This is a genomic window from Bacillus sp. B1-b2, from assembly GCF_009183415.1.
Taxonomy (GTDB): Bacteria; Bacillota; Bacilli; order Bacillales; family Cytobacillaceae; genus Niallia.
Genome location: NZ_WEHU01000008.1, coordinates 187,889 through 206,654 on the forward strand (window position 1 = coordinate 187,889; position 18,766 = coordinate 206,654).

General features: G+C 33.6%; 20 protein-coding genes. 3 read left to right on the top strand and 17 right to left on the bottom strand.

All coding sequences use genetic code 11. The features are described 5' to 3' along the window. Window positions 1–686: 686 nt before the first annotated feature. The 4 genes from holA to F9279_RS10245 form a co-directional block, all read right to left on the bottom strand. Complete coding sequence (holA, locus tag F9279_RS10230; RefSeq protein ID WP_152112602.1) at window positions 687–1,712, bottom strand: DNA polymerase III subunit delta; 1,026 nt, start codon at window positions 1,710–1,712, stop codon at window positions 687–689. A 434-nt stretch (window positions 1,713–2,146) separates the two neighbouring features. Further along, on the bottom strand, window positions 2,147–4,465 hold the full coding sequence (locus tag F9279_RS10235) for a DNA internalization-related competence protein ComEC/Rec2 (RefSeq protein WP_193224532.1): 2,319 nt from the start codon (window positions 4,463–4,465) through the stop codon (window positions 2,147–2,149). A 57-nt stretch (window positions 4,466–4,522) separates the two neighbouring features. Beyond that, complete coding sequence (locus F9279_RS10240) at window positions 4,523–5,107, bottom strand: ComE operon protein 2 (protein WP_152112605.1); 585 nt, start codon at window positions 5,105–5,107, stop codon at window positions 4,523–4,525. Between the two features lie 116 nt (window positions 5,108–5,223). Beyond that, the gene (locus tag F9279_RS10245; protein WP_226793414.1) at window positions 5,224–5,856 is read right to left on the bottom strand and encodes a helix-hairpin-helix domain-containing protein; all 633 of its coding nucleotides are present in this window, start codon (window positions 5,854–5,856) and stop codon (window positions 5,224–5,226) included. An 88-nt stretch (window positions 5,857–5,944) separates the two neighbouring features. On the opposite strand from F9279_RS10245, the gene comER reads away from it, so the two are divergent. Further along, complete coding sequence (comER, locus tag F9279_RS10250; protein ID WP_152112609.1) at window positions 5,945–6,775, top strand: late competence protein ComER; 831 nt, start codon at window positions 5,945–5,947, stop codon at window positions 6,773–6,775. Window positions 6,776–7,252: 477 nt separating this feature from the next. On the opposite strand, the gene F9279_RS10255 is transcribed toward comER, so the two are convergent. The 9 genes from F9279_RS10255 to F9279_RS10295 all read right to left on the bottom strand — a co-directional run bounded on the left by F9279_RS10255 (window position 7,253) and on the right by F9279_RS10295 (window position 13,853). After that, on the bottom strand, window positions 7,253–8,605 hold the full coding sequence (locus tag F9279_RS10255; protein ID WP_152112611.1) for an IS1182 family transposase: 1,353 nt from the start codon (window positions 8,603–8,605) through the stop codon (window positions 7,253–7,255). Window positions 8,606–8,756: 151 nt separating this feature from the next. Continuing rightward, window positions 8,757–9,503 (bottom strand): class I SAM-dependent DNA methyltransferase, encoded by a 747-nt coding sequence (locus F9279_RS10260; RefSeq protein WP_152112613.1) that lies wholly within the window; start codon window positions 9,501–9,503, stop codon window positions 8,757–8,759. Next, entirely contained in the window at window positions 9,503–9,856 is a 354-nt protein-coding gene (rsfS, locus tag F9279_RS10265; RefSeq protein ID WP_152112615.1) for a ribosome silencing factor, read from the bottom strand. The genes F9279_RS10260 and rsfS overlap by 1 nt, the downstream gene beginning before the upstream one ends. Window positions 9,857–9,860: 4 nt before the next feature. Further along, window positions 9,861–10,427 (bottom strand): bis(5'-nucleosyl)-tetraphosphatase (symmetrical) YqeK, encoded by a 567-nt coding sequence (gene yqeK / locus F9279_RS10270; RefSeq protein ID WP_152112617.1) that lies wholly within the window; start codon window positions 10,425–10,427, stop codon window positions 9,861–9,863. Beyond that, window positions 10,417–10,986: a nicotinate-nucleotide adenylyltransferase gene (locus F9279_RS10275; RefSeq protein ID WP_152112618.1), complete on the bottom strand. Its 570-nt coding sequence runs from the start codon at window positions 10,984–10,986 to the stop codon at window positions 10,417–10,419. Before F9279_RS10275 ends, yqeK begins: the two co-directional genes overlap by 11 nt. Window positions 10,987–11,008: 22 nt before the next feature. Continuing rightward, a complete protein-coding gene (yhbY, locus tag F9279_RS10280) occupies window positions 11,009–11,302 on the bottom strand; it encodes a ribosome assembly RNA-binding protein YhbY (protein ID WP_152112620.1) in 294 nt (97 codons plus the stop codon). A gap of 4 nt (window positions 11,303–11,306) precedes the next feature. Next, entirely contained in the window at window positions 11,307–12,134 is an 828-nt protein-coding gene (gene aroE, locus F9279_RS10285) for a shikimate dehydrogenase (protein WP_152112623.1), read from the bottom strand. 96 nt (window positions 12,135–12,230) lie between these two features. Beyond that, complete coding sequence (gene yqeH / locus F9279_RS10290; RefSeq protein ID WP_152112625.1) at window positions 12,231–13,334, bottom strand: ribosome biogenesis GTPase YqeH; 1,104 nt, start codon at window positions 13,332–13,334, stop codon at window positions 12,231–12,233. Between the two features lie 3 nt (window positions 13,335–13,337). Continuing rightward, complete coding sequence (locus F9279_RS10295; RefSeq protein ID WP_152112627.1) at window positions 13,338–13,853, bottom strand: YqeG family HAD IIIA-type phosphatase; 516 nt, start codon at window positions 13,851–13,853, stop codon at window positions 13,338–13,340. 640 nt (window positions 13,854–14,493) lie between these two features. On the opposite strand from F9279_RS10295, the gene F9279_RS10300 reads away from it, so the two are divergent. Continuing rightward, on the top strand, window positions 14,494–14,634 hold the full coding sequence (locus F9279_RS10300; RefSeq protein WP_152112629.1) for a sporulation histidine kinase inhibitor Sda: 141 nt from the start codon (window positions 14,494–14,496) through the stop codon (window positions 14,632–14,634). 129 nt (window positions 14,635–14,763) lie between these two features. Here F9279_RS10300 and F9279_RS10305 read toward each other — a convergent pair whose 3' ends face one another. Beyond that, window positions 14,764–15,552, bottom strand: a complete 789-nt coding sequence (locus tag F9279_RS10305) for a phosphatidylserine decarboxylase (protein WP_152112631.1) — start codon at window positions 15,550–15,552, stop codon at window positions 14,764–14,766. Between the two features lie 118 nt (window positions 15,553–15,670). Here F9279_RS10305 and pssA point away from each other — a divergent pair, with 118 nt between their 5' ends. Further along, complete coding sequence (pssA, locus tag F9279_RS10310; RefSeq protein ID WP_152112633.1) at window positions 15,671–16,210, top strand: CDP-diacylglycerol--serine O-phosphatidyltransferase; 540 nt, start codon at window positions 15,671–15,673, stop codon at window positions 16,208–16,210. A gap of 74 nt (window positions 16,211–16,284) precedes the next feature. Here the strand turns inward: pssA and F9279_RS10315 are convergent, their stop codons facing one another. The 3 genes from F9279_RS10315 to F9279_RS26235 form a co-directional block, all read right to left on the bottom strand. Beyond that, complete coding sequence (locus tag F9279_RS10315) at window positions 16,285–18,084, bottom strand: M3 family oligoendopeptidase (protein WP_152112636.1); 1,800 nt, start codon at window positions 18,082–18,084, stop codon at window positions 16,285–16,287. 221 nt (window positions 18,085–18,305) lie between these two features. Continuing rightward, window positions 18,306–18,524, bottom strand: coding sequence for a hypothetical protein (locus F9279_RS10320; protein WP_152112638.1), 219 nt, complete (start codon window positions 18,522–18,524; stop codon window positions 18,306–18,308). Between the two features lie 164 nt (window positions 18,525–18,688). Continuing rightward, a partial coding sequence (locus tag F9279_RS26235; RefSeq protein WP_413463203.1) for an IS3 family transposase occupies window positions 18,689–18,766 on the bottom strand: 78 nt, incomplete at its 5' end.

An 18,766-nucleotide genomic window follows, 5' to 3' on the forward strand; every position in this document is an offset into this window, starting at 1 on the left:
TTATAAAGCTCTATTTAAATATAGCAAAAGAGGATAGTTTATTGATAGTAACTACCCTCTAACTATTCTATTTTGTTTAATTATTCTAACAAGACAGACATATGGTGATTCTTAAAAATCTATCTATTTATTAATATTTTCTATCTCAAATTTTTGTTCAAAACAAAATAGTTTAAACAACAAAACTAGTAGTTTGTTCAGACCGGTAGACAAACTATATAAAGATGGACAGAATGTTCCTAGTAGTATATTTAGTCACTTCTCCGAAAAGATTGTTTTCCTTTACAGGAGTTCGATTTGCGTGGAGGTCTCGCTGGTGAAGCCACCGAAAAGTAATACTATCTTTATCCAAGTATAGTAAACAACTGAATAAAGTTTAGTTTTTGTTTTCCGAGGTTTACCAGTCGCTATCCACGGGGCTCACTTACGAGCTGCTTCGGCTCTAGGCTGGCGAAACACTCGGACTGTCTCGCTAATCCCGTAGGAGTCAACTGGACGCCTCTCCAAACGATAAAGAATTGGTTACTAAAGATTTTCTTAACTCATATGTATCTATACATATCAACACTTTCTCAGTACACTTTCCGCAGTTCCCACGGAGTCTCACTCTTGGAAAGTAGAACAACTGTTTAAAAATACCATAATTTTTTTCTAAATCACTCTTATCAACATGCTAAACAAACTTTTTAGTGTGTTTTCTCTCCTAATCGAAACAAAATCATTTCAATTACCATATTCTTAGGCATTGCACCAGTCTTCAGTTGATAATCAGCATCTGCAAATAATTTAATACATCTTGTTAATTCTACTTCTGTAAAGCGCTGAGCCTGTCCTGCTGCTAGTTTTACGCGAAACGGATGCACTTTTAGCACTGTAGCAATTTGCTGCTGTCCGTACCCCTTTTGTGCCAGTCCCTTCACTTGATAAATTAATCGAAATTGATTTGTAATGATAGATAATATCTTTAATGGCTCTTCATTTTGTTTGAGCAAATCATAATAAATTCTTAAAGCCTCATCGATTTTTTTGGATATCACCTTATCTACTAATGTAAATATATTTTGTTCTAAAGATTTAGCAACTAATGATTCTACAATATCCGATGTAATTAATTTGGAATCTTCTACATATAGAGCCATCTTATCGATTTCTGTTGTCAATAAAGACAGATTTGTACCTGCAAGGCTTAGTAAGGTATCTAAAGCTTTTTCATCTATTTCCACATAATTATAAGCAGCTCTTTGTTTAACCCATTTTTTCAACTCTTGTTCATTTAATTTTTTTGCTTCTAGAACAGTAGCAACATTTTTTAATTGCTTCGTTATTTTTTTTCTTTCATCCAATTTCTCGTAATCGCCAATGATGAGGATTGTAGTATATGGAGACGGTGCATTTAGATATTCTTCTAGTTTTTTTATATTATGTTCTACTTTTGATTTGGTTTTTTCTGCAGTTAAGAAAAACGGATTATGTAAAACAATTACTTTTCTTTCACCGAAAAAGGGAATGGTTTCTGCATCTTCTAAAGCAACCTCAATCGGTGTTTCCTCTAAATCATATGTTGTTAAATTAAAATCTTCATCGTCCTCTGTAAGAAGAGTTTGTAATAATAAGTGTTTTGTCTCATTTATTAAAAAGGATTCTAACCCATACATTAAGTACACGATATCAAATTCCTTTTTCTTTATTTTTTTCCATATTTCTTCTATCATTTTTACTCCATTCCTCACAACTTGCTTATTTCAATCCAAATAGATGTGATTCTTAAATTTCTTGTATTTATAGCATAACAGAAAGAGAGTTCTCCATAAAACCTTTCCTATTCCTATATAAGACTTAATAAAAGTTTTTTCTCTAACTTCTACTGCCTTTATACAGGATAGAAAGTGTAATAATTGGAACCCTCTTTCTAATCTATAATGAACGTAACACCTTAAGGCCTAGGAATCTTAAAGTGTTACGGTGCACTAATATAGATCGTGGCATTTAATAAGTAGAATGCCTAAAAAAAGCTAGTGACATGCCTTACTCTAATAAATAGAAGATGACATGCAAAATTTCATGCAATTAGATTAAGTATTTTTTAGGTAATATGTTAGTGATTTTTCCTTTAGGGAAAGATAACAACACTAGCTTTTGCTATATTCTATGGAATCTGAATACGAAATGTGCGTATTTTTTTTGAAAAAAAGAAAGAAATGCCTCCATTTTGATCTGTTCGTAATACCTTTACATTATTATCATCTAATACTTTCAATACCTCTTCACTCGGGTGTTGATATAAGTTGTTAACTCCAACTGATATAATGGCCATTTTCGGTTTAAGCTTATCTATAAATTCAGCAGAAGTAGAAGTTTTACTTCCATGATGACCTACTTTCAAAATATCAATCCCCTCCAAGGAAGGATACTCATTCACCAAATCCAGCTCCCCGCCTTGTTCCAAGTCACCAGTAAATAGCCAGGATAATCCAGCAATTTTTGCCAACAACACTATGGAACCATTGTTTTCACTCTCATATTCTTCGTGTATTGGCGACAAAATAGTAAAATCAGCATTCTCTTTCTTCCAATAGTCTCCTCCTCCCACAAATTGAATAGGTATTCTTTTCTTTTGAGCAATTAGGAAGATTTCTTTTTCTTCCGAAGTGTATTCTTTATTTACTTTAGGCATTAAGATTTCTTTTACTTTTAATTCCTTTAATACTGCTACGCTACCTCCAATATGATCTATATCACCATGAGTGAGAATCAATTTATCAATCTCAGAAATTCCTTTACTCTTTAAAAAAGGTACCAATACCTTACGTCCTACTTCATAAGGATCTCTTCTCACTTGCCATTTTTCTTTCTCGAATTCAAGTGTTCCCCCAGTGTCAATCAAGTATGTTCCTTTATTAAATGGTAGTCTTACTAATGCACTGTCACCTTGTCCTACATCGATGAATGTGATTTCCCCTTCAGAGGAATAATTGCTACATACAAAATGAAATAGCATGCAGCCAATTGGTATACTATATAACCACCTTTTTTTCTTCTTCCCTACCGTTTCATAGCAGTAAAAGAAAATGGGAAGGCTTGTTATATATAGTAATAACGACAATATAGTGGGCTTTCCTAGAATAACAACACTGAAAGGAAAACTTGAGATTTTATGAACAAGAAAATCAGATACTGTCAGTAAGTAACTTAAAGGATACGCAATCCAAATTACATGCTCTAAAAGAAGGTAAGATAGAAAGTACAATACTATTACATATGGTAAAACCAAAACACTGAAAAAAGGAATATATACTAGATTTGCTAATAATGAAAGAGTAGGGATTTCATAAAAATAGGTTAATAGTATAGGTAGAACAGAATATTCAGATATGAAGGTGGTGAAAAGATAGGTTTTGAGAGGATGGTCTTGTGAGTCTCTTAAAATATTGGAGGAGATTATGAGAAAGTAACTTACAGTAAAAGATAGTAAAAATCCAATATCAAAGATAATACTTGGCTTAACTAGTAAATACAAAATGAAAACAATACTTAATATGTCGATTGTTGGTAGCCTTGCAAGTTGAGGAGAGCTTACTTTCATAAGAAGTAACATGGAGGTAAGGACAGCTCTAATAACAGACGGTCCCAAACCAGTAAGGATAGCATAACAAGGAAGGATGATCATTAGTATGAAGCTACTTTTCTCTCTTGTAACTCCTATTCGAATAAGAAGATAATAAATTATTCCAACAAGTACTACTATATGAGATCCTGATATAGCAAGTAAATGTACAATCCCTAATCTTTGGTATGCAAGCTGCAAATCTTCTTCCATCCATTCTCGATCTCCAAAAATTAGTGCTGAAGCTATAGGAACGATTTCTGTAGGGAAATAGGTCTCTATTCTTTGTATGCCCTTTTCTCGCCATACTTTTAACATGTTAACCATATTAAAACCTGACATTTTACAGGTTGCATTCGGAATATTCTCTAAGGTTAAAATCCAATGTATTCCATCATTAGATAAGTACTTCTTATAATCAAAAGCATTCTCATTTCTAGCTATATTTGGTTCCTTTAGTACGCCTTCTACTTTACAAGTTTCCCCAATAAAACTTTTATTCTCTAGCCAATGTTTTTCTTCTTCTGTTTTTATTTTGTAGGTGATGACTAACTCTTCTTTTACTCTGAGCTCTTTCCCTCTGCTATTCCACCTGTCACCATCCACTTTAGAGGCATCTGTAAAGGTAATAGAAAAGGTCGTAGTTCCCTCCTCTAACTCAGAATGATTACTATGTTGAAATTGCCAACCTCTTCCTAACAAAAGAAGAAATATAGCAAGCAAGACCAAAGACTTTATAGCCGTTACTTTTCTCCATAAGATTAGCCATAAAAAGAAAAAGGAGAAGAAAATAATACTTACATAAAAAGAAACAAATATAGCTAGTAAGCCTAGTAACGCAGAAATAGCTAAAAAAACCAACTTTCCATTTATTTTGCATCTCTCCTTTTCTTACAAGATAGTAAGCCACTTATTACATTAATTCTTTCTTTTTTCTGTTGGAATAGAGGTAAATAATTGAGTGACTTCTTGTTCTAATTCTTTCATAAACGCTATGTCTTTATGTTCCTTTAAGTGCATCATCATCCGTTCTACGAATTCCTTTTTTTCATTTGCTTTATCCACTAGTTCAATGTCTTTTTTTTCTACTTGTACAACAGATATATTTGCTTGTGCAAATAATTCCATAGCATAAGGATGATTCTTATATTCAGTTGCATAATATACAGTTTTAATACCAGCTTGTACAATTGCCTTACAACATTGTAGACAAGGAAAATGAGTTACATAAATGTCAGCATTTGCAGTTGGAACACCAAATTTAGCACATTGTAATAATGCGTTCATTTCTGCATGAATGGTGCGAACACAATGATTGTCTATCACGTAACAACCTTCATCTATACAATGCACACCTCCAGCAATACTTCCGTTGTATCCTCCTGCTATAATACGTTTATCACGGACAATCGTGGCTCCAACAGCTAACCTTGTACATGTACTTCTTAATGCTAATAGTTCACTTTGAGCCATAAAATACTCATTCCATGAGATCCTATCCACTGTACTTCACTCCTAATATGACAATTCACTTTTTTATTTCCTCATTTAGTTTATAAGTAACACCACTCTCCGTCAATATACGTCACATTCTCGTCAATATATGGTGTATGTAGAACTCATATAGTGATAGAATTTTCTAGCTTTTCATATGTTTTATCTCCTATTCCACTAACCTTCTTTAAATCTTCTTTTTCTGAAAATACACCATTTTTTTCTCTGTAGTCGATAATTGCTCTTGCTTTTGATGGACCAATTCCAGGAATTTCTTGTAATTGGCTTTCATCTGCTGTATTGATGTTAATTACCCCCTCTTCATTCTTCTCATGGAGATTTTGTTCAGGTGTAAGCAGTGACTCTATACCTTCTTCTCCTTTCAGTGGGACATAGATAACCATTTCATCTGTTAATTTCATAGCAAAATTAATAACAGAATCATCTCCTTCCTCCACTATTCCACCTGCCTTCTTAATGGCATCATGAACTCGGTCACTTGTAGTCATCTCATACACTCCTGGATAGTTAACAGCTCCTTTTATATCAACGACTATTTCTGTAGATGTTTCTGTTTCCACTATTACTTCTGGCTCCTCCCCCTTTTCCTCTGCACCATATAAAGTTTCTTCGAAAGATAAGTTTTCCTCTTTCACTTTTTCTTGTTCCATATGTAAATATAGTTGGGAACAAATGAAAAGAAAGATCCCAATTCCAATAATGATAAGGATTTTTTTATGTTTCTTTAGCTGAGACAATATAAGTACTCCTCCATTCAAAGGCATATTTTGTAATACTATTTCATATCGTTATATGAGAAACCGCTCATTATAGGGGGGAAGATACGTGAAAATCGGAATGATTGGAACTGGAAATATGGGGAAAATCCTAATAGAAGCAATGTTGGAAGGAAATGCTATTTCCCCTGAGGATTTGTTTATTTATAATAGGACAGAAACAAAAGCATTAGCTATTAAAGCAGAGTACGAAAAAATTAATCTTTCTACTAGTAGTTTAGAAGTTGCAAGAAATGCGGATCTCATTTTTCTATGTGTAAAGCCTCATGATATATTTAGTGTTGCCAACAGTATTTCTCCTTCATTAACAGCAAATAAATGTGTTGTTTCCATTACTAGTCCCATTAACCCTGCTCAACTTGAAACAGTATTTTCTTGCTCTGTTGCAAGAATAATACCAAGCATCACCAATAGAGCTCTAGCAGGTGTTTCTTTATTTTCATATAGTAATCAATGTACAAGTGCATGGAAGGAAAGATTATGGACATTATTTGAGAAGTTTTCCACCCCTTTAGAGATTGAGGACAATATTACAAGAGTAGCCTCGGATATTGTTAGCTGTGGTCCAGCATTTTTCAGCTATCTTACGCAAAGATTTATTGAAGGAGCTGTGGAAGAAACAGAAATTGATTCCGTTACGGCAACAAAATTAGCAAGTGAAATGTTAATTGGCTTAGGAGAATTACTAAAGAAAGAAATTTATACCTTACCAACACTGCAGGAGAAGGTGAATGTTAAGGGAGGCATTACAGGAGAAGGGCTTCAAATTATGGAGCAAAATCTTGGAGACATCTTTAATCAATTATTTAGAGCAACACAATTAAAGTTTGAAGATGATCTAAGTTCCTTAAATCATTTAGTCTCTGCTCCCAAACAATAAGTAACTATATAATAATTCTTGTTAAAAAGGAAAATCCCTGCTTAAAATATTTTTTTTATTTCAAGAAAGGGAATGAATTTTAGATTGGTTCATTCCCTCAGAATGTTGAGAACCCTCGCAATGGAAAGATGGGTATCTGGTTAATTAAAATATATGACTAAATAGAGGGATGATTTCCGTTACAGGGGTTCGCGCTGAGCTGCTTCGTTGCTTTGCACCTGCTTTCTTCTCGGACTGTCTCGCCTATCCCGTAGGAGTCTCACCCCTTCTACTACAATCAGCTGTATAAATATTCATATTCTTCTTACTAAATCACTTTATTACAAGCTGAAGAGGGAATGATTCATAAAGAATCATTCCCTCAGCTTGTAGAGAAAGTATCATTTTCTCTACAATTTTTTTGTTTTTTTATGGATTTTGGAACTTATTGGCTCTATTTTTTTTGGGGGGTTCAAAGAAAAAGACTCTAAAATGCATCTATCCAAGCTTGGATAGATGCATGGCAATTTTCTTTATGTTCTGACAGGCAGCTGTCATTAATACTTGTTCCGCTGCCTTCTGTTTACCGCGTAACCGACAGTAGCGAAGCCCATGCAGTTCTTTTGAATCTGCGAAGCTTCGCTCTACTTTTTCTTTTCTAAATTTATAAAGAACCTTTCCAGATTTAGAAAGACGATTTAACCGAATCTTCTCCTTATTTTCTTCCCAAATATGACGTGTTACTATTTTTGTATGGTTTTTTGAACGCGTGCATTGGGAAAGAAAGGGACAACTTTTACATTTTTTAGCGTCTGATTTGTATTCGCGATATCCTTCGCGAGTGGTTGTTCGATAGGGTAGTGTCTGACCATTTGGACAAGTGTAACAATCTGCTTCTTTATCATAGGTGAATTTCCATTTTGGAAAGAGCCCTTTTACTGGGCTATACCTTCTGTGTGCGATGACACCAAAAATATTTCGTTCTATGATTCCTTTACAAATAGGGTTCGTTAAATAACCAGAATCCAAAGCAACAGCTTCCACATTAAATTGGAAACGTTCGATTTGACGATCAAGACGATTTAAGTATGGGACAGAATCATGAACATTTCCTGGCGTAACAAAGGCATCCGTAATGATATTAAACTTCATATCTGTTGTGCGGTAATCTAAATAACAGAACATCTCTTGTTTATTATCACGGGACATAAAGCCACAATCAGGATCCGTTGTACTGACCCGAATTTCCTTCGTTTCCTCCACTTCCACCTTCTTCTTGAGGGGCTTTTTTCCGTGCGCAACCCGATCCTCCTCAATGGCTTTATCTAACTCTTCCACATATTCACGTGTTTCCACTTTCACCGTTTCTCTGGTGTATTTATGTTTATTGGCATTCGCTTTTAAGTGAGTAGAGTCGGTAAACAAAACTCTTCCACCAACCATTTTATGATTGATCGCCAAAAGAACAAGTTCATCGAAAATATCTTGAAAGACAGTGGTATCCTTAAATCGATTACAACGATTCCAGCTAATAGTAGAATGATGGGGAATAGCATCAGAAATTTTCAGGCCAAGGAACCAACGATAAGCGAGATTTACTTGGATTTCCCGTTCCAGTTGTCTTTCCGAACGAATACCATATAAATAACCAATAAACATCATTTTAAATAAAATCAAGGGATCTAAAGATGGTCGACCATTGTCTTCGGAATAATAGGGACGGACTTTATCGAGGATAAAAGAAAAATCAATGTGTTTATCAATTTTTCGTAAGAGATGATTAGCTGGAACAAGTTCATCTAAAAGAACAAATTCTACTTCATTTTGAGTATGGGAACGGGTATTTAACATTTAAACCACCAACCTATATTAGATAAGTATATTATATCAAATTACCGCGGTGAATAGATAAAGTAAAAACAAAAAAATTAAAGGCTGTCGAGGTTTCTCGACAGCCTGAGGGAATGATTCATAAAGAATCATTCCCTCTTTAGCTTATATTTTATTTTTTCTTACAAAAGAAGAAAATTCTTTCGGATTCTTCTTCAATAAGACCTTCTGTGAAATCAGCCTCTATTTTCTGAATGCTAAACCCACTTTGCTTTAACCACTCTTTATATTGATCAATAGGATATGTTCTTTGTAAATGAACTTCATCATATCGGCGGTACATGTCCGTTTCTTCGTCTAGTTGAAAAAAGCTTAAGTCATGTTCTACACTATTTGGATATTCCCCTTCATAGCATTGCCAAATTAGACTTATATCCTCATCATTAACAGCATATGTTTGATTAATAAACAGTGAATTCATCTTGTACAAAGAGTGAACATCAAAAACAAATAGTCCATTATCATCTAGATATTTGTGAACAGCCTTAAATGTATCTACAACCTGTTGTTCTGTTTCTAAATAATTTAAGGAATCGCAACATATACAAATGATATCAAACATAGGAAGTCCCTCAAGCTCAGACATATCTTGTTCTAAATAAAAGATAGACTCCCCTGCTTCTGACGTTTTAGCTTGAGCAACACTAAGCATATCCTCCGATAAATCCACACCAGTTACTTGAAAACCAGCTTGAGATAGCTTAATGGATAATTCTCCTGTTCCACAAGCAAGGTCTAACAAATGATTACCTTTTACTTGATAATCCTCTGATGCCTTTTTTATTGAATCTACCCATTCACCATATGGTACATCACTCATGAGATGATCATATAGATAGGCAAACTTTTCATAGCTCATTAATTAATGACGCTTTCGATATTTTCAATAGGTGCGTCTCCCCATAATCTCTCTAAGTTGTAGTATAATCTTTCATCACGATGGAAAACGTGAACAATTACATCTCCTAAATCAACTAAAATCCATTTTGCTTCATTATAGCCCTCTAAGCGCTTAATGGAATATCCTAATTCACCACATTTTTCTTTAATTTCATTTGCAATAGCTTGTACTTGCTTATCAGAATTACCATGACAAATAACAAAATAATCTGAAACCAGGGAAATTCCTTTCATATTTAAAGCTACAATATTTTCTGCTCTTTTATCATCAGCTGCTTTTACAGCAGTCATTAAAACTTTACGTTCATCCATTTAATCAACCTCCAGATTTTTTACTATAATAATTATAAGTATCTACACTTAGTGGAAAGACGGCACGATTATTTCTTATTAAATATATAATCGTATTCTTAACTGCCTGAAAAAATGCCTTGTCCAAGTTTTCTTTCGCTAATTCTCTTACCTCATTCACACCAGGAAAATCTCTACCTGGTTCAATATAATCAGCAAGATAAATAATCTTCTCTAACAAACTCATATTCGGCTTTCCTGATGTATGAAAACGAATCGCACCTAAGATATCTTCATCTATAATTCCCGCTTCTTGTTCCACTAAATAAGCACCTACTGGAGCATGCCATAACTCCGAGTGAAACAACAAAAGATTAGGATCCATATTTTGCTCTACTATCACTTGCTTCATTTCATCCAACGGTCGAAATTTAGCATAATCGTGAAAGATAGCAGCTAATTCTGCTTTTTTTTTTACTTCTCCATATCTTTCAGCAAGATTAATGGCAGTATCCATAACACCAATTGTGTGAATATAACGTTTCTCCGTAAGCTGTTTTTTCACTAAAGCTAATGCATCCTCACGATTCATATAAACGGTACTCCTTTATATAACGCTCCACTTCATCCCTAACTAAATAGGAAATAGTCTTACCAGATTCAATCCTATTACGAATAAGATTAGATGAAATATTTACATCAGGTACTTCTACATAATCAACATCAAAGCTTGTTTCAAGTTGATAATTAGGACGATTCACACTAATGAATTTTACCAATTTCATTAGTTCATCGATTTTATGCCATTTTGGTAAATACTCTACCATATCAGCACCAACGATAAAATAAAAGTCTATTTCTGGATACTCTTCTTTTAGCACTTTTATTGTATCAAATGTATACGATTTTCCTTTTCTATTCAACTCAATTGTTTGAATAAGGAACTTTTCATAACCACTGATTGCAAGTTTAAGCATTTGAACTCTCTGTTCATTCAGAACACTTACTGTCTTTATTTTATGTGGTGGCTCTTGATTTGGCATAAACCATATTTCGTCCAATTCTTTCGCATGGAGTACCTCATTTGCTATGATAAGATGGCCAATATGTGGAGGATCAAACGTTCCACCTAATATTCCTACTCGTTTCATAGTACTCGCCTCTTCTACTGAATTAAGATGGTAATACGATTGTTTTATTTTCTTTTGATTCTTTATACAATACAATGGTATGTCCAATTAATTGTACAAGCTCACTTTTTGTACCTTCTGCTAATTCTTGTGCAACTTGATTTTTATCTTCTTCGCAATTTTGTAGGATGCTGACCTTTAGTAATTCTCTTACTTCAAGTGCCTCACCTATTTGTTTTATCATATTCTCATTTACTCCACCTTTTCCCACTTGGAATATAGGGTTTAAATGATGAGCTTTTGCTCTTAAAAATCTTTTTTGTTTACCTTTTAACATGTATTTATCCTCCTAATTGTCGTAACACACTTGCTCTCATTCTTTCTGTATCAGGAAAGAATCCCTGCCATTTTTCAAATGCTAATGCGCCTTGAAATACAAACATATCTATACCATTTTGGATATTAGCACCTTTTTCCTTTGCACATGTTAGCATCTTTGTTTGCAAAGGGTTATATATGATATCACTTACAAATGCGTCTTTATTGATATTATCTACCTCTAACGGTGACTCTACTATATTCGGAGACATCCCAATGGAAGTGGTTTGTATGACAAGGGAATACTCTCCTAAACGTTTCTCAGCCTCGTGTATGCTTAATATCTTAGTATCAACAGCAAATGGACACTCTTCTTTTAAAGCTATAGCTTTCTCCATCGTCCTGTTACAAATATCTATCCATTTTACACCATCATATGCTAATGTAAAATAAATTCCTCTTGCAGCACCACCAGCACCTATAATCAAGACCTTTTGTTCACTTAAATCAGGTATTTGCTTTTTTAGTGCTTGTAGATAGCCATTTCCATCTGTATTATAACCAATCCACTTTCCATTTTCACAAACTACTGTATTAACTGCGCCAATAGCTTTACTTAAAGGATCTAATTCATCTAGAAATGGAATAATATCTGTTTTATGTGGTACGGTAACATTAAAGCCATTCACGTTCCTATCTCTTAAGCCCATTAGGCCTTGCTCTAGCATACCCCTTTTAATATGATACCGCTCATAGTTGGCATCTAATCCATAGTGCTGAAAAAGATCATTATGCATAGCTGGTGACATAGAATGCTTAATAGGATCACCAATAACCACATATTTTTTCATTCTCACTCTCTCCCTAGCTTGAAATTATTAATCAGTTTTCTTTTCTTCTATTTACGAAAGCTGAACAAATAAATCTATAAGAAGATACTTTACTTTTTAAATTAATGATCTCCTTAATAGAGCATGTACCCCTTTAGGCACATAAACAGATACTTGAATATTTGGTTCATTAACTGTTATCCAGCCTAATCCTGAAAACACAATATCCGTCTTAGGCTCTTTAATAGTGAAATCATGTCGAACAAGTTCAGGGAAATCTTCTAACTGCTCTGGTCTTGGAGGAGTTAGTAACTCTCCAACATGTTTCTCATATAATGAATCAGCATTATCTAACTTTGTACGGTGAATATTAATCCCATTGGAGAAATAACAAACAAAGCTACTTCGTTGTCCTTTAACAAAATCAAAGCGTGCAAGTCCACCAAAGTACAGTGTTTGTTGCTCATTTAATTGGAAGATCATTGCTTTAATTTCTTTTTTAGGAGTAATAACCTTTAAATCTCTTTTATCAATAAAATGGGCCATTTGATGATGATTAATAATCCCTGGTGTATCCACTAAGAACTTACCATCTGAAAGTGGAATTTCTATTACATCCAATGTTGTACCAGGAAAATGAGACGTTGTTATGACATTCTCTTCACCAGACACTTCTTTAATAATTCTATTGATAAAAGTAGATTTTCCTACATTAGTACAACCTACAATATAAACATTTTTACCGTTTCTATGGTAGTCAATTGCCTCAAGCACCTCTTTAATATTCTTTCCTCTTTCAGCACTAACTAAATAAACATCCTCTGGTCTTAAACCTAAATCCTTAGCTTCCTTCTTCATCCAGTTAACCACTTTTTGTTGCTTAACTGATTTAGGAAGAAGATCTACTTTATTTCCTACTAGAAGAACTTTATTCTTTCCAGTAAATCGATGTAAGCCAGGTAACCAGCTACCATTAAAATCAAAGATGTCTACAATCTTTACAATAAGACTATCACTTTGTCCAATTTCATTTAATATTTTTAGGAAATCATCATCTGTTAAAGATACATCTTGTACTTCATTATAATGCTTTAATCGGAAGCATCTTTGGCAGATAACCTCTTCCTTCTCTAATGAAGAAGGAGGCGCATATCCTAGCTCCTCTTTATTCTCTGTTTGAATGGCCACTCCACAGCCAATACAATGAATTCTTTCTGTCACTTATTAATCCTCCCAAGTTAATTTGCCGTTTTTTCTAAACCAATTTAATATTCTTCTTTCAATTTTTCGGTTAATTCTTGTCATAAATCCATCTGTCTGAGCAACAGGAACCACTAGTATTGTATGAAAACCACCACGATTTCCTCCCAATACATCTGTTAACAGCTGATCTCCAATAACTACTGCTTCTTCCTTTTTTATTTCCATTTGGAAAATAGCCTTCTTAAAAGCTCTTACTAATGGCTTTCTTGCTGCGAAAATAAAAGGAATTTGTAATGGGGTAGAAAAAGCACCAACTCTATCTTCATTATTATTTGATACGATTGTCACTTTAATGTCATGACGTTGCATTTCCGCAAACCATTCTATTATTTCAGGAGTAGCAAGCGGTCGATCCCATTCCACTAACGTATTATCTAAATCAGTAATAATTCCCTTTATCCCTTTTTCTTTCAGACTAGCAGGGGATATTTCTAATATACTTTTTACAAATTGATCTGGTAAAAATTGATTAAACATGATTAATACACCTCTCTAAGGTAATCCTTTATGTCATTAACAGCCATGCTTATAAATATTGTTCTATTATAAAAACATATAGTACATTTCTATTTTTTCGGAATGGTAGTTTATTACTCAAGTTTAGTTTGACATAATTTCGCTATCTTAAGTCTACTGATTATTTTGCTCTTTCTAAGAAGTACTAATTAATACACGAAAATAATATTATACCTTTTTCTAGCCTTGAAGAATAGAATATGACGGTTTTTTTTATCTAGACAGAAAAAGTTTTCGACAAAATACGCATATTTCAACAATTGTGGATAAACTTATTCACATAATACCCTTTGTATTATATATATCCCGCCCACTTTTTAACAATATAATCACAGGTTATCCACTAATAATTGTGGATAACAGAACAGTTGTTCTAAGTGTTTATTTTTGGTAAAGTAAGGTTACATAATAAATATTGAAAATACTTCCAAGATGATATAGAAAACAGATTGTTCATAAAAGTATCTAATTGTTTCCATTGAATATATGATATAGAACATTCTCCATACACTTACTTTACACAAAAACAACGTAAAACAGTATTTCTTTCAAATATAGCAAATAATACTATTTTTTTATAATGAATGGAGGTGTTTCTGGCATGCGGAAATTGTCAGATGAGTTATTAATTGAGTCTTATCATAAAGCAAGGGAACTCGACCTAAGTCCCGATTTTATCCGTCTCATTGAAACAGAGATTCACCGACGGTCTTTAAGTAATAAAATAAAAGTTTCTTCTTAAAACATAGACAAAGAAGCTGTCTATCAGCAAGTAAACTCCACTAATCTTTCGTAGGATATCCGATCCCTCTCTGTAGATTATGTGCGTAGTAACTTGAATCACAGCTTTTTTTTTATTTATCTTTAAAAGCTATTTTGACCTTAACTCACCAATTATCTCACCAATTTTAACTTTGTATGGAACAGATTGTAATGGATTACGTTCAAATGAATCCTTTTCAAAGAGTAAAACTACGGTGGAACCAAAAGAAAAATATGCCATCTCTTCCCCTTGAATAAGTTTATTTCCTTGATGAGATAATACAATAGAATTGATAAACATCGCTCCTACTTTCACCATACAAATATGAGAATGGAAGTCTGTATGTATTTCAGTAGCTGTTCGATAGTTCTTAGATAAAGTATCCTTACCCCATCTTAATCCATATTTATTTACTGGATAAGACTTTGATCCTAATGACCATTGCTTTGTAATAGAGCCCGAAACAGGACTATGTATACGATGATAGTCACTTGGACTTAAATACAATACCATAAATTGTCCGTCTGTATACTTATCTACCAGTTGTTCATTTCCTAGCATTTCGAGTATAGAATAAGACTTTCCTTTTACGATTATCCTTTTTTCCCTGTTTATTTCCCCACAGTCCTCTATGACAGCGTCAACAGGACTAATCACTTTATTTGGAGAGTGAGGAAAGGATCTAGCATCATCTTTGAGCTTCCTAATAAAAAATTCATGTAAGCTCTTATATTCCTTTAATGATTGCTGCATTTCATCTACATTTATTTTATACATCTTTGCAAAAGAAGGAATGATAACTTGACTACTTTTAGAATAGGCAAATTTCTTTATTAAGTATGAGCTCCATTTTCCATTTGTTAGCTCAATTAGAGAACGATAAATAGCTTCTTTCAATAAAACAATCCCCCAAAAAGTGAAATTTTTCTTTACCAATATTCATATTTTACATTAGAATTATATATTATTATATAAAAAAGTGTATGAATGCATTTTCATACTAGGAGTGAATAGGATGTCTTTACAAGGAGTCTTAGAATCAACGAAAAAAAAATGTAAGACACAATTAGCTAATGCACTTACATTAACAAACATTTCTCTTGGGGCTTTTGCCATTATCCATACAATAAAAGGAAATTTGGAGTTAAGCCTTTTACTAATTTTTATTGCTGCTTTAGCAGATAGACTAGACGGTATGGCAGCTCGGAAATTCCAAATTGAATCTGAGCTTGGTAAACAGCTGGATTCAATGAGTGATATCATTTCTTTCGGTGTTGCGCCAGCCCTTTTAATTTACCAAGCAGGATTAGCTCCACTTGGCGCATTAGGTGCTTTTTGTACTGTGTTGTACATGGTTTGCGGAGCCTTCCGTTTAGCTAGATTCAATATTACAGAAAGCAGCGGTTATTTTACAGGTTTACCTATTACTGCTGCAGGTTGCATATTAACACTTAGTTTTTTAGGGAATACTTTTTTCTCCCCTCTAGTTTACTTACTTTTATTAGTAGTATTATCCTTCCTCATGATTGGAAACTTCAGATGGAGAAAAATATAGCTTTGTTATAAAAAAGGAGATCTCGCTCTATTTCAGATAGACGAGATCTCCTTTTCTATATAATGTCACAATTATTATTTGACTGTTAAAGCTAAAAATTCTTCTACATCTGCTATACAAAGTTTAATGGCATTTTCCCAAAAATCTTCTTTTGTTAAATCTACATGCAGATGCTTTATAGCTAATTCTTCTACTGTCATACTTGCAGTATCTTTTAATAAAGCTATATACTTTTCCTCATAATTAGCTCCTTCTTCCAATGCTTTCGCATAAATACCAAGAGAAAACAAAAAGCCAAAAGTATATGGAAAATTGTAAAAAGGAACACTTGTAATATAAAAATGTAATTTCGATCCCCAGAATGTAGGATGGTACTCTTCTAAGGCCTCTCCATAAGCTTCTTTCTGTGCATCTAGCATTAATTCATCTAATCTTTCTTTACTAACAATTCCATTTTGTCTCTCTTTATAAAAATTTGTTTCAAATATAAAACGAGCATGAATATTCATTAATAAAGCGACTGATCGTTGAATTTTATCCTCTAATAAAGCCAGTTTTTCCTCATCAGTTTTAGCTGTTTTTAATGCAGCATCTGACACAATCATTTCTGCAAAAGTAGAAGCTGTTTCCGCTACATTCATGGCATAATTTCTGTTTAACGTGTGTACATCTCTCATAGCATATGTATGAAATCCGTGCCCTAATTCGTGTGCTAAAGTAGAAACATTTGAAGGTGTTCCAGAATAAGTCATGAAAATACGAGATTGTTGGCTTTCTGGGAAATACGTATGAAAGCCTCCAGGTCTTTTGCCCTTTCTATCTTCTGCTTCTATCCATTTTTCGTCAAAAGCTTTTTGTGCAAATGAGGACATTTCAGGACCAAATTGTGCAAACTGATTAATGATAAAATCGGCACCCTCTTGGTAGGTCATTTTAGATTGCACTTTACCAAGTGGAGCATCTAAATCATACCAGCTTAATTTTTCCAATCCTAATAGTGTTGCTTTACGCTCTAGAAATTGAACAAATGGCTTTTTATTATTTCCAATTACTTTCCACATGGTCATTAGTGTGTTTTCTTGCATTCTATTTATATCAAGAGGTTCTTTTAGGAAAGTATCCCATCCTCTCATTTTATAAACGTTAAGGCGAAAACCTGCCAAATGATTTAAAGTCTTCGCTAATAAATTCCCTTGGCTATTCCAAGCCTTTTCCCATTCGGTAAAAACTGCTTTTCTTACATCACGACTTGAATCAGAAAATTTATTGGCAGCTTGACCAACAGAAAGCATCTGTTTCTTATTTTCTTCTACATATGGAATCTGAATAGAGCCTACAATGGTGTCATACATTTGACCAAAACCATGGTAGCCATCAATGCTTAACTTATTTATTAGCATCTCACTTTGCTCCGAAAGTTTTTCTAAGGCAGAAGTTCGTCTTTCAGACAATACAAAATATAGCTCCTCTAAATTACTTCCAGCAAATAGTGTTTTCCACTCTTCATCCTTATAATGCGCTAGTTTTTGATCTAATTGAGTTAATACATTTTGAAAATTGGCACTTAATTCTGTAACTCTTCCTCTTAGAATACTTGCGCCTTTATCCTCGACATTTTGTGCTTCAAGACAACTAACAAAGGCACCAGCTTGTCTGACCTTTTTTACTACAAGTTCAAATCGATTAATTATTTGAAGTAATTCCTCTTTCTGCTTGTCTAATACACCAGTTTGTTCAAATGATTGCACCAATAATGAAAAAGTATGTACCTCTGTTTCTATTTCTGCTAAATGGTTTTGGAATTCCAAAGAATTACTTCCACCTGGAAAGAAAATTTCTAGATCCCACGTTTCTTGATAATGATTATTAGTCAATTTTTACCCACTCCCCTCTCTTTTAATACTAAGGGATATTTGTAGAGTTTCAAGTAATATATTTTGAATTTTTCGGATGCTCTATCTTCTTTCTTTTAGATTGTTATGTAGATTCTATTTAAATACAAAGACTAAGACACTCTGGTTCTTCGACATGTGTCTTAGTCTAAAATAATCCATAATACATTTTTTCTTAACAACCATCTTTATAATCTTTGGTACTAATAATAATAGCCACCAAATGCCCATACACCCCAAAATAAAATGATAACAATGAACAAAATGATAAAGAAAGCAAACCAAGCACCACTTGCTAAGCCTGGTACTCCACCAGTTGCCATATACGGTGCACCTCCATAATTCGCAGGTGATACTCCTTGGGTTGGAACTCCTAATGGAACCATTGGTTGTGTTTGATAAGGATAGCCATATCCAACCATATTAATCCCCCTCCTCTCTCTATAAATTATTCTTCATGTATCAATTTGTTTTTAGGCAAGTGTCCTAATTCCCATAATATTTATGTTATTAACCTTAGAAAAACCCACTTGTTGTGTAATGAACTGCCCCCTGTCAAGTAGACAGTGGAAATAATAAAATTGATTTAAGCGGCTTTAACTCTATATTCCATAGGGCTAAGGCCGTTTAGTCGTTTTTGGTATCTTTCATGATTATAAAAATG